The organism is Sphingobium cupriresistens, assembly GCF_004152865.1.
Classification (GTDB): domain Bacteria; phylum Pseudomonadota; class Alphaproteobacteria; order Sphingomonadales; family Sphingomonadaceae; genus Sphingobium; species Sphingobium cupriresistens.
Genome location: NZ_SEOO01000061.1, coordinates 1 through 13,288, shown reverse-complemented (window position 1 = coordinate 13,288; position 13,288 = coordinate 1). Strand labels below are relative to the sequence as shown.

The window sequence follows — 13,288 nt, the reverse complement described above, 5'->3', positions numbered from 1 at the left end:
AAACCTTCCCGACTATGCTCTCGCCGGGCAATACCAGTCCATGCCACCATTCACTCCATCTTGTCGCAAAGACGGCTGAATCACAACATGCTGGTATTGCTCAACAACTTTCGGATCGGGCTCTTAATGATCGATCGAACAGCATTCAGGGGGATGCGGGCAAGGCCGAACTGTCCGGCACCGTCGATATCAAGATGGTGGAGCAACGGTGGGTGTTCGACATTCCAACGGTTATAATGAAAACCAAAGCAATGGCGTTGGACATTCCGCAGGTCACCATGAACCTGCGAACGCTGTCGTGGGACAATCCAACTGTCGTCATGCGCGCGAAAAAGGTCGGCCAATATCCGGAATTCAAATGCAGCGGTGGCCTGATCCCCAAATGCACCGTCAAATGGAAGGACATCATCACCCATGTCCCCGTCACCGAAATGCGGCGACAGGAAATCAAGATGCACATCCCGGAAACCCGCATGGAGCGTACAGATTTCACGATGGACATTCCCGAAATTCATCCAGATCGCAAGGAATGGTTCGTGAAGATTCCCGAAGTCACGCTCCGTAACATCATAGTAGAAGCGGAAAAGCTGAAGGAGCGCGGAGACGCCTTGGGCGCTGACGCCATGGCGCTCGCCAATCGGCAAAAAGAGGTTGCGGCGGAACGCACGGCTGCCCTATTCCAATGTCATGTCGATAGCCTTCAGACCAAACGCCTGGAGGTCGCCAGTCAGTTCGACACAGTCCTGAACAGCATCGACAGCGCGATCGATACGATACGCAAAAATGGCGGCAATCCGAGCAAGATCGTGACCGACGCCGGAGGCCCTCCCTTCGACATGCTGGCCCAACGGCTGGAGCTGATTGCAAAGCGCGACGCCGCGCTGGCCCAAATCGACAATGCGCTTGCGGCGATGCAGAAGGACGAAGTTCTCCAGATCGACAAAACGATCGCCTGATTTTCAATGACGACCTTGCCCGCCGTTCGGGCAAGGTCGCTTTTCATGCCGAAAACAACACTCCGCCCGTCATCGCCTCCGGCGCGCCGGTCGTCCCCGGAAAGCTGATCGGCAGCCCCTTCAGGCGCCGCACCGCCATATAGGCGAAACCCTGCGCCTCCAGCGCGTCGCCGTCCCATCCCAGCCCGTCGACCGATAGTATCGCCGCCCCGGTCCGCTCCGCCAGCATCGCCATCAGCGTCGCATTATGCCGTCCGCCACCCGCGACATGGATCGCCGCCGGCCGCTGTGGCAGATGATCGACCGCGCGCGCCACCGCCGCCGCGGTGAAGGCCGTCAGCGTCGCCGCGCCATCCTCCAATGATAATCCCCGCACCACATCAATGCTGAACTGCTCGCGATCGATGCTCTTGGGCGGCGGCGCGTCGAACCAGGGGTCGGCCATCATCGCCGCCAGCCGCGCATCATCCGGCCGCCCCCGCGCGGCGCAGGCCCCGCCCGCATCATAAGCGGCATCGCCATGCGTCTGCATCCAATTGTCGATCAGCCCGCTCGCCATGCCAGTGTCGAACGCGATCAACGTCCCGTCCGACCCGATGAAGGTGATGTTCGCCACCCCGCCCAGGTTCAGCACCGCCGCTGGCTTGTCCAGCCCCGCCGCCAGCGCCCGGTGATAGACCGGCATCAGCGGCGCGCCCTGCCCGCCCGCGGCCACATCGGCGCTGCGCAGATCGGCGACCACCGCTATGCCGAACGCCCCCGCCAGCCCAGCGCCGTCGCCAATCTGCCACGTCCAGCCCCGGTCGGGCCGATGCGCGACGGTATGGCCGTGAAAGCCGATCACCGTCACATCCTCCGCTATATGCCCGCTGCGCCCCAGCAGGTCGGCGACCACCTGCACATGCCGCTCGGTCAGTTCCGCCTCGACCGACGCCAGCAGCGGTTCGAACCCCGGCTTCTCCATCGCCATCGCACGTCGACACGCTTCGGCTAGGCGCACGCGGAAGCCGTCATCATAAGCCATGGCGTGAAATTCGACCGCGTGGGCTTGCCCTTCGCCGTCCGTTTCGATCAGCGCCGCGTCGATTCCGTCGCGCGATGTGCCGGACATCAGGCCGATTGCTAGCATGATCGAAGACTCCGCCTCTTTAACAGTCGCAACCGCAATGCTACAGGCGCGCGCCATGAGCAACTATCAGTCCGATCTCCTGCGCCTGCTCGACACGCGCGGCTACATCCACCAGTTGACCGATGCGGGGGGGCTGGACGCCCTTGCCAAAAGCCAGGTGGTGCCCGGTTATATCGGCTTCGATCCGACTGCCCCGTCGCTCCATGTCGGCAGCCTGGTCCAGATCATGATGTTGCGCCGGATGCAGCAGGCCGGTCACAAGCCGATCGTTCTGATGGGCGGCGGCACAGGCAAGATCGGCGACCCCAGCTTCAAGGACGAAGCCCGCAAGCTGATGACCGGCGACACGATCTCGTCCAACATCGCCAGCATCAAGCGGGTGTTCGAACGCTTCCTGATCTTTGGTGACGGCCCGACAGACGCTGTGATGGTCGATAATGCCGACTGGCTCGACGCCCTGGAATATATCCCGTTCCTGCGCGACATCGGCCAGCATTTTTCGGTCAACCGGATGCTCAGCTTCGATTCGGTCAAGACACGGCTGGACCGCGAACAGTCGCTGTCCTTCCTCGAATTCAACTATATGATCCTGCAGGCCTACGACTTTCTGGAACTGTCGCGCCGCTCGGCCTGCCGTCTACAGATGGGCGGCTCCGACCAGTGGGGCAATATCGTCAACGGCATCGAATTGTCGCGCCGGGTCGATGGCACGCAGGTCTTCGGCCTGACCAGTCCGCTCATCACCACGGCGGATGGCGGAAAGATGGGCAAGACCATGAACGGCGCGGTGTGGCTGAACGCCGACGCGCTGGCGCCCTATGATTATTGGCAATTCTGGCGCAACACGCAGGATGCCGATGTCGGCCGTTTCCTGGCGCTGTTCACCGACCTGCCGCTGGACGAGATCGCCCGGCTGGAGGCGCTGGAAGGAGCAGAAATCAACGAGGCGAAGAAGATCCTCGCCCATGCCGCGACCGCCATGGCCCATGGCGAGGAGGCTGCGACCGCGGCCGCCGAAACGGCGCGCAAAACTTTCGAGGAAGGCGCGTCGGACGCCAACCTGCCGACGGTCAGCCTCGGCGCGGAGAGCCTGACCATCGTGCAGGCGATAACCGGCCTGGGATTCGCCACCTCCAACAAGGAAGTGCGCCGCAAGCTGACCGAAGGCGCGATCCGGGTGAATGGCGATGTCGTCACCGACCCCGCTCTTACGCTCACGCCCGGTGACAGGCTGAGTTTCGGCGCGAAGAAACACGGGTTGGTCGTCGCGTAACAACAATGTGTTCCCGCGCAGGCGGGAGCACACATGATTTGGCCGAAGGTCAAAACAGCGTTAGCCCATCATTAACACTCCTTCCTATCAAATCGTCCATTTTCAACCGCTTAGGCTGCGGACCATGTCGTCTTCCGTCTTTGCCAATCTCGGCCATGTGCTGCGCTCGCGCGACCCTGCGGTCGATCAACGCCGTGCGCAGCGCGAACTGGTCGATATGGTCAGCCATGTGACGGCGCAGGGGCGCAGCCATGGCGTGCGGATCATCAACATCTCCGCGCTCGGCCTGATGTGCCGCAGCGACAGCCCCTTGTCGCAGGGCGAGCGGGTCAGCATCTGGTTGCCGATCCTCAAAGACTATCCTGCTGAGATACGCTGGGTCGAGGATGGTCGGGTCGGCATGGAATTTTACGAGCCGATTTCCCCCAAAATCTATGATGCGATGCTCTCGATCATCCCGCCGCGCCGGACGGCCTGGTAGCGGCTGCATCGAGGCTGGGAAAATCGGGCCGGACAAAGCCCTCGCCCGCTTCCACCCGCTGACGCCCGCGCACCAGCGCTTCGGGCATGTCGGTGCGCAGGAATGTCAGCATCGCTTCCCGCACCTCGCAGCGCAGGTCGAACGCGATGCCCGCATTGCGCGCGCTCAGCAGCCCGCGCAGTTCCAGCGCGTCGGCGCGATGATCCGTCACCTGCAAGATTGCGACCCGCCCGTCCCAGCGCGCGTTCGCCTGCACCGCCTCCACGAACCGGGTGCGGATACGCTCGATATCGGCGGTCGGATCGACGTAGAGGAACACCGTGCCCAACAGGTCGGACGTCCTGGTGGTCCAGTTCTGGAACGGCTTTTCCAGGAAATAGGACACCGGCACCACCATCCGCCGGTCATCCCATATGCGCACCACGACATAGGTCAGCGTGATATCCTCGATCCGCCCCCATTCCCCCTCAACGATCACCACATCGTCCAGCCGGATCGGCTCGGAAAAGGCCATCTGGATGCCCGCGATCAGATTTTTGAGCGCCGGTTGCGCCGCCGCACCCACCGCCAGGCCGACCAGCCCCGCCGACGCCGCCAGCGTCACGCCGATCGTCCGCACGCCGGGAATCGCCATCAGCATCATCGCGATCACCAGCACCGCGACGATACTCTGCGCGATACGATAGAGGATACGCACCCGCGTATGTCGCTTGCGCGCTTTGAGATTATCCTCAGCATTGATATCCGCGCCGCGCTCGATCATCACCCGCGTCGCACGCATCAGCCGCAGCAGCAGCCAGCCGACCAGCAGCGCAAACACCATCTTCGACCCGATCGACCAAAGCCCCTCGACCCGCCGCCCCATGTCGAGCGGCTGCAACCCCGCCCCCAGCGCCAGCAACACCACCAGCCACCGCGTCGGCTGGAAAATCGCGGGCAACAACACCGGATCCATCCGCCGCCGCACGACCCGCAGCGCGACCGCATAGAGCGCCCAGTGGATCAGGAACGCGGACACCACTGCGGCCAAAATCGAAAAGGCGGCGGTCGATGTGATATGGGTCAAGCTGATGTCGGTCATGCGGGGCCAACGCGACGGCGTGAGGATTTGTTTCGCAGGTGCGGCATGCCCCATCCACCGTCATCCCCGCGCAGGCGGGGATCCATCTCCCCAGCTTGGTACTTGGCGCGAGATCAGGAGATGGATTCCCGCCTTCGCGGGAATGACGAGAAAGGGTGGGGAGCGGAATGGCGGCTTTGCGCCGCGATCAGATCAAACCGGCCATCGCTAACGTCTGCGAAATTCAACAGTCGTCCGTCTGCCCGACAGATTAATCGTCGTTGGCGTCGGGCTATCATCAAGACGAAGCTTCAAAGCGCCTTTCTTCCTGTCGATACCGACCCGATTTGCATCTGACACACCCACGTAAAAGGCGGGCAGAACATATCGCCCAACTTTGTCGTGTTCGACCACATAGCTAACTGTCTGCTTCTGCAAGGACATTTGCCCGCCTTGCAATTTTAGGGAGCCACAGCAGGCGCTCACGTAAATGCCGTCGGCTGACCCGATTGGCTCGCGAGGCGGGAAGGCTGCCCAATATCCGAGCAAAGCCACAAAGAATGTAGGAATGAGAACGATACGGACGAGGGTGGCCTTATTCACCACTGCATTATCAGCCAAATTCCATGACAGAGCAACGTCCGGTATCTGGACTGCGTGCCGACGTTTGCAACAGCCGAAAATGGTCGTTTCTCGACACCCACCCCGCTTCCAACTACCCCCCCCTCAACAACCCCACAGCCGCATCCTTCTCGAACAGATAGAGGCACGTCCGCGCCGCCTGCCCCCGCGCGCTGTCCAGTCCGCCGTCCCGCTCGATCAGCAGATGCGCGTCGTCCCGCGCGCTATCCACCAGCGCCGCGACATGCTCCGGGGTCGCGACCTTCAACGCCGCTTCGCCCGACTGCCGCGTGCCCAGCACTTCGCCCGCGCCACGCAGTTCCAGGTCCGCCTCCGCGATCCGGAACCCGTCATTCGTCTCGCGCATCAGCGCCAGCCGAGCGCGCGACGTCTCGCCCAGCGCATTGCCGCGCAGCAGCAGGCAGGTCGACGGCTTGTCGCCGCGCCCCACGCGCCCGCGCAACTGGTGCAACTGGGCAAGGCCGAACCGATCCGCCCCCTCGATGATGATCAGGCTGCTATTGGGCACGTCCACGCCCACTTCGATCACCGTCGTCGCTACCAATATCTGCGTCCGATTGGCGGCGAAGGCCTCCATCGCCGCATCCTTGTCCGGCCCCTTCATCCGGCCATGGACCAGCCCCACCCGCGCGCCGAACCGCTCGCGCAGCGATTCCGCCCGCATTTCCGCCGCCGCCTGATCGCTCGTCTCGCTCTCCTCGACCAGTGGACACACCCAATAGGCCTGCCCCCCGCCCTCGACATGGCGAGCCAGCGCCTCCACCACCTCGTCCAGCCGCGTGGCGGCCATCACCAAAGTCTGAATCGGCTGGCGCCCCGGCGGCATCTCGTCCAGTCGGGAGACTTCCATCTCGCCATAATAGGTCAGCGTGAGCGTGCGCGGGATCGGCGTCGCCGTCATCACCAGCAGATGCGGCGATCGTTCCGCCTTGCTCGCCAGCATCATCCGCTGCGCCACGCCAAAGCGATGCTGCTCATCGATCACGGCGAGGCCAAGCGCCTTATACTGCACCGCCTCCTGAAAGATCGCGTGGGTGCCGACCAATATGTCGATGCTCCCGTCCGCCAGCCCCATCAACGTGGCTTCGCGCGCCTTGCCCTTGTCGCGCCCGGTCAGGATCGCGATTGCGATCGGCAGGCCCGACGCCATTTTCCGCAGCGTCTCATAATGTTGCCGCGCCAATATTTCCGTCGGCGCCAGCATCGCGCCCTGCATCCCGGCCTCGACCGCATTGAGCAGCGCCATCAGCGCCACCAAGGTCTTGCCCGATCCGACATCGCCCTGAAGCAGCCGCAGCATCGGCGTCGCCTGCGCCATGTCGCCCTCGATCTCGGCGGTTGCGCGCCGCTGCGCCCCGGTAGGCGCAAAGGGCAACTTCAACATATCCCGCAGCCGCCCATCCCCTTGGATTGGCACGCCCCGCCGCCGCCGCGACGATTGCCGCACCAGCATCAGCGCCAGTTGCCCGGCGAAAATCTCGTCATAGGCGAGCCGCGCGCGGGCCATGGCGTCCGCCGGATCGGCATGGACCCGCGCCAGCGCCTCGCGCCACGCCGGCCAATCCTTGCGCGCCAGCAGGCTCGGCTCGATCCATTCCGGCAACTCCGGCGCCCGCGTCAGCGCCTGCCCCACCAGATCGCGCATCCGGTTGTTGGTCAGCCCTTCGGACAGCCCATAGACCGGTTCGCGCGCCGGGAGCATATGCGCATCCTCAGGCGCCAGCACATCGGGATGAACGATCTGGAGCGTATCGCCATAGGCCTCCAGCTTGCCGGAGATATATTTCGGCTCGCCCAGCGGCAACAGCTTGCGCGGCCATCCGCTATTCTTCCCGAAATAGACCAGCGCGACATGATTGCCATAGCGATCGACCGCATCGACCCGGAACGGCGCACGTGCGCTGCCGCTGGCGCGATAATCGACCGGCGTCAGTTCGATCCCGACCACCCGCCCGGCGTCCGCCATGTCGAGCCGGTCGGTCAGGTGCCGATCGACCCAGCTGACCGGCAAGTGAAAGGCCACATCGACCGCGCGCGCCAGCCCCAGCCGCTCCAGCGGCCGGGCCAGAGCGGGGCCGATCCCCTTGAACAGGGATATTTCGGCAAAGAGCGGATTGAGAATATCGGGTCGCATGTCTATCTGGCTGCCTGTAGCTGAGCGGGGGCGGTCATACAAATCCCCGATCGGCCATTTTGCCATGCCCGCAAAAGGAACAAATTGTGAACGACGATCCCCTGATGCGCCGCCTGAAATTCCGCGCTTGGCACCGCGGCACACGCGAATCGGATTATGCGGTCGGCGGCTTCTTCGAACGCTATCACGCCGAATGGAACGCCGAGGAGATTGCCTGGTTCGAACGCTTCATGGACGAGCAGGATGCCGACATCATCGGATGGGCGCTGGGCACCATCCCGGTGCCGGACGAATGGAAAGGGCCGATGATGGACAAGTTCCTGAAGCTCGATTTCGTGAAAATCGAGAACTGACAAGTCCCCCTCCCGCTTGCGGGAGGGGTTAGGGGAGGGTCTGTCTCTTCCCATCCTTTACAAGCCCTCCCCCGACCCCTCCCGCAAGCGGGAGGGGAGCAATCGAGGAGAGGACCGGACAGCCAGATATGACCGATCTCCAGACCATCCTGAAGGCCACGGCGCCCCTCACCCTGTCGGGCGTTCCCGCGGGGTTCCAGCCCTGGCTGCTCGCCGACATCGCCCGCGCCGCGGGGGCTGCGGGCAATCGCGCGGTCTTCATCGCCTCCGACGAGCAGTTGATGCGCGCGGTCGCGGACACGGCGCATTATTTCGCGCCAGAGATCGAGATCATCGAAATTCCCGCTTGGGACTGCCTGCCCTACGACCGCGCCAGCCCCTCGCTGCGCGCCGCCTCCGCCCGCCTCGCCGGTCTCCATGCCCTGCAAGCCAGGCCCAAAGGCCCGCAACTGGTCCTCACCACGCTGGCCGCCATGACCCAGCGCACGCTCACCCCGTTCCGCGTTCGGCAGTTGGTCGCCAAACTTGCGCCCAAGGAACGGATTGCTATCCAGACGCTGGCGCAGATGCTCCAAGCGAACGGCTATGTCCGCACCGACACGGTCCACGACCGGGGCGAATTCGCCATTCGCGGCGGCATCGTCGATCTCTTCCCCGGTGGCGAGGACATGCCGCTGCGCCTCGATTTCTTCGGCGACGAGATCGAAACCGTCCGCCGTTTCGATCCCGCAGACCAGCGCACGATCGAAAATGTCGACGGCTTCACCCTTCTCCCCGCCTCCGAAGCGCTGCTGGACGAAGACACGATCAAGCGTTTCCGGAGCCGCTATCGCGAAACCTTCGGCGCGACTGCGACCGGCGACCCGCTCTATCAGGCGGTCAGCGACGGCCGCCGGCTCGCGGGCATGGAACATTGGCTGCCGCTGTTCGAGGAAAAGCTCGTCCCGCTCGCCGATCATCTGGGCGAGGACGCCGTTCTGATCCGCGACCCAGGCGTGGCCGGCGCAGCGGAAAACCGGTTCGAGGCGATCCGCGACTATCATGCCAACCGCGTCCAGGCGAAGTCCGCCGATCCCGGTTCCTACCGCCCGCTCAAACCTGAATTGCTTTACCTGAGCGCCGCCGAATGGGACGCGGCCGTCGCGACCAAGCCGATGCACGGCACCACGCCCTTCCGTGAACCGGAAAGCGCGACCGTACTCGATTTCGCCGTCGACGGCCCGCGTGATTTCGCCCCCGAACGCGCGCAAAATACGAACATCTACGAAGCCGTCGGCAAACATATCGCCGCCCTGCGCAAGACCAGGAAAAAGGTCATCATCGCCAGCTACTCGGTCGGCGCGCGCGAGCGTCTGTCCGGCTTGCTCGCCGACCATGACGTCACTCGCCTCGCCGCCGCCGACGGCTGGCAGGAAGCGCTGGGCACCGCCGCCAGTGGCAGCGTCACGCTCACCGTCCTGCCGCTCGACCACGGCTTCACCGCGCCCGACGTCGCCGTCCTCACCGAACAGGATATGCTCGGCGACCGCCTCGTCCGCCGCGCCAAGCGCAAGAAGAGCGCCGACGCCTTCCTTCAAGAACTGGCCACCCTCTCGCCCGGCGATCTCGTCGTCCACATGGACCACGGCATCGGCCGCTATGAAGGGCTGACCCAGATTCCGGTCAGCAAGGCGGCGCATGACTGCGTCGCGCTGACCTATGCAGGCGGCGACAAACTCTACGTCCCCGTCGAAAATCTCGAAGTCCTCTCCCGCTACGGCTCCGAAAACGAAGGCGTCAGCCTCGACAGACTGGGCGGCGAAGCGTGGCAGCGGCGCAAGGCCAAGATGAAGGAGCGCATCCGCGAAATCGCGGGTGAATTGCTCAAGACCGCCGCCGAACGCGCCCTGCGCGCCGCCACCGTGGCGGAACCGGATCAGGCGGGATACCCCGCCTTCGTCGATCGCTTCCCCTATCAGGAAACCGAAGATCAGGATCGCGCCATCAGCGACGTGGTGGAGGATCTGGGGTCGGGCAAGCCGATGGATCGCCTCGTCTGCGGCGACGTCGGCTTCGGCAAGACCGAGGTCGCGCTACGCGCCGCCTTCGTCGCCGCGATGGCAGGGATGCAAGTCGTGGTCATCTGCCCCACCACGCTCCTTGCGCGCCAGCATCATATGCAGTTCGAGGAGCGTTTTCGCGGCTTCCCCGTCAATATCGGCCGCCTCTCCCGCCTCGTCCCGGACAAGGAGGCGAAGGCGACCAAGGCGGGCCTGGCCGACGGCACGGTCGACATCGTCGTGGGCACCCATGCGCTGCTGGCCAAGGGGCTGGAATTCAAGCGCCTCGGCCTCGTCATCGTGGATGAGGAACAGCGGTTCGGCGTCACCCACAAGGAACGGCTGAAGTCGCTCAAGACCGACGTCCATGTCCTGACCCTGACCGCCACGCCGATCCCGCGCACGCTGCAAATGGCCATGTCGGGCCTGCGCGGACTGTCCGTCATCCAGACCCCGCCGGTCGATCGCCTGGCGGTCCGCACCTACATCATGCCCTGGGACGGCGTCGTCATCCGCGAAGCGCTGCTGCGCGAACATTATCGCGGCGGCCAGAGCTTCTTCGTCGTCCCCCGCATCGCCGACCTGACCGAGATCGAGGAGTATCTCCGCAACGACGTGCCGGAGATCAAGGCCATCGTCGCCCATGGCCAGATGAGCGCGACCGAAGTGGAAGAACGCATGTCCGCCTTCTACGACAAGCGCTACGATGTCCTGCTCTCCACGACGATCGTGGAATCCGGCCTCGACATCCCCAGCGCCAACACGCTCATCATCCATCGCGCCGACCGCTTCGGCCTCGCCCAGCTTTACCAGCTACGCGGCCGCGTGGGCCGGTCGAAGACGCGCGCCTATGCCTATATGACGACGCCGGCCAACCGCATCATCACCGAAACGGCGGAAAAGCGATTGAAGGTTCTGTCCGACCTCGACACGCTGGGCGCAGGCTTCCAACTCGCCTCCCACGATCTCGACATTCGCGGTGCGGGCAATCTGGTCGGTGACGAACAGTCGGGCCATATCAAGGAAGTCGGCTTCGAACTCTACCAGTCGATGCTGGAAGACGCGATCATGGACGCCAAGGCGGGCGGGGTCGGTATCGAAAAGCGCAGCGACAGCTTCTCCCCCCAGATCAGCGTCGACGCGCCCATCCTCATCCCCGACGATTATGTGCCTGACCTTGACCTCCGCATGGGCCTCTATCGCCGCATCAACGAGATCGAGGATCGCCAGGGCCTTGAATCCTTCGCGGCCGAACTGATCGACCGTTTCGGCAAGCTGCCGCTGCCCACGCAAAACCTGCTCAAGATCATCGAAATCAAGCAGAATTGCATGACCGCGAACATCTCGAAGATCGACATGGGCGCAAAGGGCGCGCTGGTCAGCTTCTTTGAGGACCGCTTCCCGAACCCCGCCGGGCTGGTCGCCTATGTCCAGCGCCTCGACGGCGTCGCCCGCCTGCGTCCCGACAGCAAGGTCGTGGTCAACCGCGCCTGGCCCGACCCGCAAGCCCGCCTGAACGGCGCGCTGCAATTGTCGAAGGGATTGGCCAAGGCGGCGGGGTAGAAGCGGGAGGGGAAAATCCCATCCCGCTTCCCTACGTCGCGCTTTTCTGGTCTATCCGCCGGATGGAACAGCCTCACGGAAGATCATCCGCAACCGTCACCGGTGACCCGGATGGCGCGCAACTGGCGCGTCGCTATGACCCTGGTGGCGCGTCAAAGATACGTCGCTGTAACCTAAGGCGCACTTGGCCCACGCAAAAGCGCCAAATCCAGCCTGTAATTTTTGCGACGACGGTGTGAACTTCGCCGTGGCGCATCGCTGTGACCCAAGCGCGCTCTGTCCTACCTGATCCAGATGCGCTAAAATGATCTGACAAAAGGGGACAATATCATCATGCCCGTCGAAATCACGATCCTCGCCTGGTCCATGGTCCTGCTGCTGGTCCACATCTTCGCCGCGGCGCATGTGAAGACGAAGCAATATGGTCCCAAATGGAATATGGGCGCGCGCGACGAAAAACTGCCGCCGCTCCATCCCCTCGCCGGACGTCTCGTCCGCGCTGAGGCCAATTTCAAGGAAACCCTGCCCATCGCCATCGTCGCGCTGATCGGCGTGGTGGTGGCGGGCAAAACCAGCGAATGGACCGCCATGGGCGGCTGGATCTGGCTGGGCGCACGGGTCGTTTATCTGCCGCTATATGCGGCGGGCGTCCCGGTGGTCCGCACCATCATCTTCCTGGCCAGTCTGGCGGGCATCCTGATTACCCTCTGGCCGCTGTTACGCTTCTAACCCTTCAGCACCAGATTGATGAGGTCGGCGGACGACACCCCCGCCGACCGCAGGAAGCCCTGATAATAGTCGCACCCTTCACGGGCGAGCAGATCCAGTTGCTCCTCCGTCTCCACCCCTTCGGCGATGACCTTCAACCCCAGCGATTTGGCCATGTGGATGACCCCGCGCACGATGATCCGGTCCCGCGCCGTGCCCGCAATATCCTGCGCCAGACCGCTGTCGATCTTAAGGAAATCGAGCGGCAGGCTCTTGAGATAGGCAAGGCTGGAATAGCCCGTGCCGAAATCGTCGATCGCGACCGCCAACCCTTCGGTCCGCAGCGCGGTCAACAGCGCGGCGGCGGCGTCCACATCCTCGATCAACCCGCTCTCGGTGATCTCCACCGTCAGCCGGGACCGTGGAAAGCCGCTGCGATCGACCAGCCCCAGCAGGCCGGGCATGAAGCCGGGCTGGGCGATGTCCGCCGCCGTGACGTTGATCGACAGGCGCAGGTCGGACAGCGCGCCGGGCCATGCCGCCGCCTGCCGCAGCGCCTCCGCCTGGATATGCGCCGACAGCGGCAACATATAGTCGGATCGTTCGGCGGTAGCGAACAATATGCCCGCCCCCAGCGGCCCATAATGGGGATGGTTCCACCGCGCCAGCGCCTCCACGCCGCTGATCTTGTCGCTATCGACCGGATATTGCGGTTGGAATACGATGCCGATCTCGCCCCGGTCCAGCGCCAGGCGCAGGTCCGTCTCCAGCCGGTCGGCGTCCACCTGACGGCTGTGCTTTTCCGCCGACAGAATGCGAATGCGTTAGCGTCCGCGCTCGTGGTGTAATTTCCGGTGTAGATTGAGGCGATCGCATGGGTGGGGCATGCCCCACCCATGCGAATTCGATCTCGGTGGCCACCGGGCTCATCGGTAAGGTGGAGTTACCAC

9 protein-coding genes and 1 pseudogene are annotated in these 13,288 nt (G+C 63.9%); 6 read left to right on the top strand and 4 right to left on the bottom strand.

Going from position 1 to position 13,288, the window contains the following annotated elements; all coding sequences use genetic code 11:
* The first annotated feature begins 14 nt into the window (after positions 1-14).
* Positions 15-956 (top strand): hypothetical protein, encoded by a 942-nt coding sequence (locus tag EWH12_RS20410; protein WP_129927649.1) that lies wholly within the window; start codon positions 15-17, stop codon positions 954-956.
* A gap of 43 nt (positions 957-999) precedes the next feature.
* On the opposite strand, the gene EWH12_RS20405 is transcribed toward EWH12_RS20410, so the two are convergent.
* Positions 1,000-2,085 (bottom strand): anhydro-N-acetylmuramic acid kinase, encoded by a 1,086-nt coding sequence (locus EWH12_RS20405; protein WP_066603244.1) that lies wholly within the window; start codon positions 2,083-2,085, stop codon positions 1,000-1,002.
* A gap of 55 nt (positions 2,086-2,140) precedes the next feature.
* On the opposite strand from EWH12_RS20405, the gene tyrS reads away from it, so the two are divergent.
* The gene (gene tyrS, locus EWH12_RS20400; protein WP_129927648.1) at positions 2,141-3,358 is read left to right on the top strand and encodes a tyrosine--tRNA ligase; all 1,218 of its coding nucleotides are present in this window, start codon (positions 2,141-2,143) and stop codon (positions 3,356-3,358) included.
* Between the two features lie 124 nt (positions 3,359-3,482).
* Positions 3,483-3,839, top strand: a complete 357-nt coding sequence (locus tag EWH12_RS20395) for a PilZ domain-containing protein (RefSeq protein WP_066603250.1) — start codon at positions 3,483-3,485, stop codon at positions 3,837-3,839.
* Here the strand turns inward: EWH12_RS20395 and EWH12_RS20390 are convergent.
* Together EWH12_RS20390 and recG are read right to left on the bottom strand one after the other, a co-directional pair.
* Entirely contained in the window at positions 3,811-4,920 is a 1,110-nt protein-coding gene (locus EWH12_RS20390; RefSeq protein WP_129927647.1) for a mechanosensitive ion channel family protein, read from the bottom strand. The genes EWH12_RS20395 and EWH12_RS20390 overlap by 29 nt on opposite strands.
* A gap of 694 nt (positions 4,921-5,614) precedes the next feature.
* Positions 5,615-7,675, bottom strand: coding sequence for an ATP-dependent DNA helicase RecG (gene recG, locus EWH12_RS20380; protein ID WP_129927645.1), 2,061 nt, complete (start codon positions 7,673-7,675; stop codon positions 5,615-5,617).
* Positions 7,676-7,761: 86 nt separating this feature from the next.
* Between recG and EWH12_RS20375 the strand changes: the two genes are divergently transcribed.
* The 3 genes from EWH12_RS20375 (at position 7,762) to EWH12_RS20365 (ending at position 12,359) form a co-directional block, all read left to right on the top strand.
* The gene (locus EWH12_RS20375; protein WP_066603273.1) at positions 7,762-8,028 is read left to right on the top strand and encodes an FAD assembly factor SdhE; all 267 of its coding nucleotides are present in this window, start codon (positions 7,762-7,764) and stop codon (positions 8,026-8,028) included.
* 128 nt (positions 8,029-8,156) lie between these two features.
* A complete protein-coding gene (mfd, locus tag EWH12_RS20370; RefSeq protein ID WP_129927644.1) occupies positions 8,157-11,630 on the top strand; it encodes a transcription-repair coupling factor in 3,474 nt (1,157 codons plus the stop codon).
* Positions 11,631-11,963: 333 nt separating this feature from the next.
* Positions 11,964-12,359: an MAPEG family protein gene (locus EWH12_RS20365; protein WP_129927643.1), complete on the top strand. Its 396-nt coding sequence runs from the start codon at positions 11,964-11,966 to the stop codon at positions 12,357-12,359.
* Here the strand turns inward: EWH12_RS20365 and EWH12_RS20360 are convergent.
* Positions 12,356-13,159, bottom strand: a pseudogene (locus EWH12_RS20360) (EAL domain-containing protein); the annotation flags it as partial. The gene EWH12_RS20365 and the pseudogene EWH12_RS20360 overlap by 4 nt on opposite strands.
* Positions 13,160-13,288: the final 129 nt, after the last annotated feature.

Bases quoted from the DNA above. Each gene is read 5' to 3' on its own strand.
- recG (WP_129927645.1), bottom strand. From the start codon at position 7,675: ATGCGACCCGATATTCTCAATCCGCTCTTTGCCGAAATATCCCTGTTC.
- EWH12_RS20395 (WP_066603250.1), top strand. From the start codon at position 3,483: ATGTCGTCTTCCGTCTTTGCCAATCTCGGCCATGTGCTGCGCTCGCGC.
- EWH12_RS20410 (WP_129927649.1), top strand. From the start codon at position 15: ATGCTCTCGCCGGGCAATACCAGTCCATGCCACCATTCACTCCATCTT.
- EWH12_RS20405 (WP_066603244.1), bottom strand. From the start codon at position 2,085: ATGCTAGCAATCGGCCTGATGTCCGGCACATCGCGCGACGGAATCGAC.
- EWH12_RS20365 (WP_129927643.1), top strand. From the start codon at position 11,964: ATGCCCGTCGAAATCACGATCCTCGCCTGGTCCATGGTCCTGCTGCTG.
- tyrS (WP_129927648.1), top strand. From the start codon at position 2,141: ATGAGCAACTATCAGTCCGATCTCCTGCGCCTGCTCGACACGCGCGGC.
- EWH12_RS20390 (WP_129927647.1), bottom strand. From the start codon at position 4,920: ATGACCGACATCAGCTTGACCCATATCACATCGACCGCCGCCTTTTCG.
- mfd (WP_129927644.1), top strand. From the start codon at position 8,157: ATGACCGATCTCCAGACCATCCTGAAGGCCACGGCGCCCCTCACCCTG.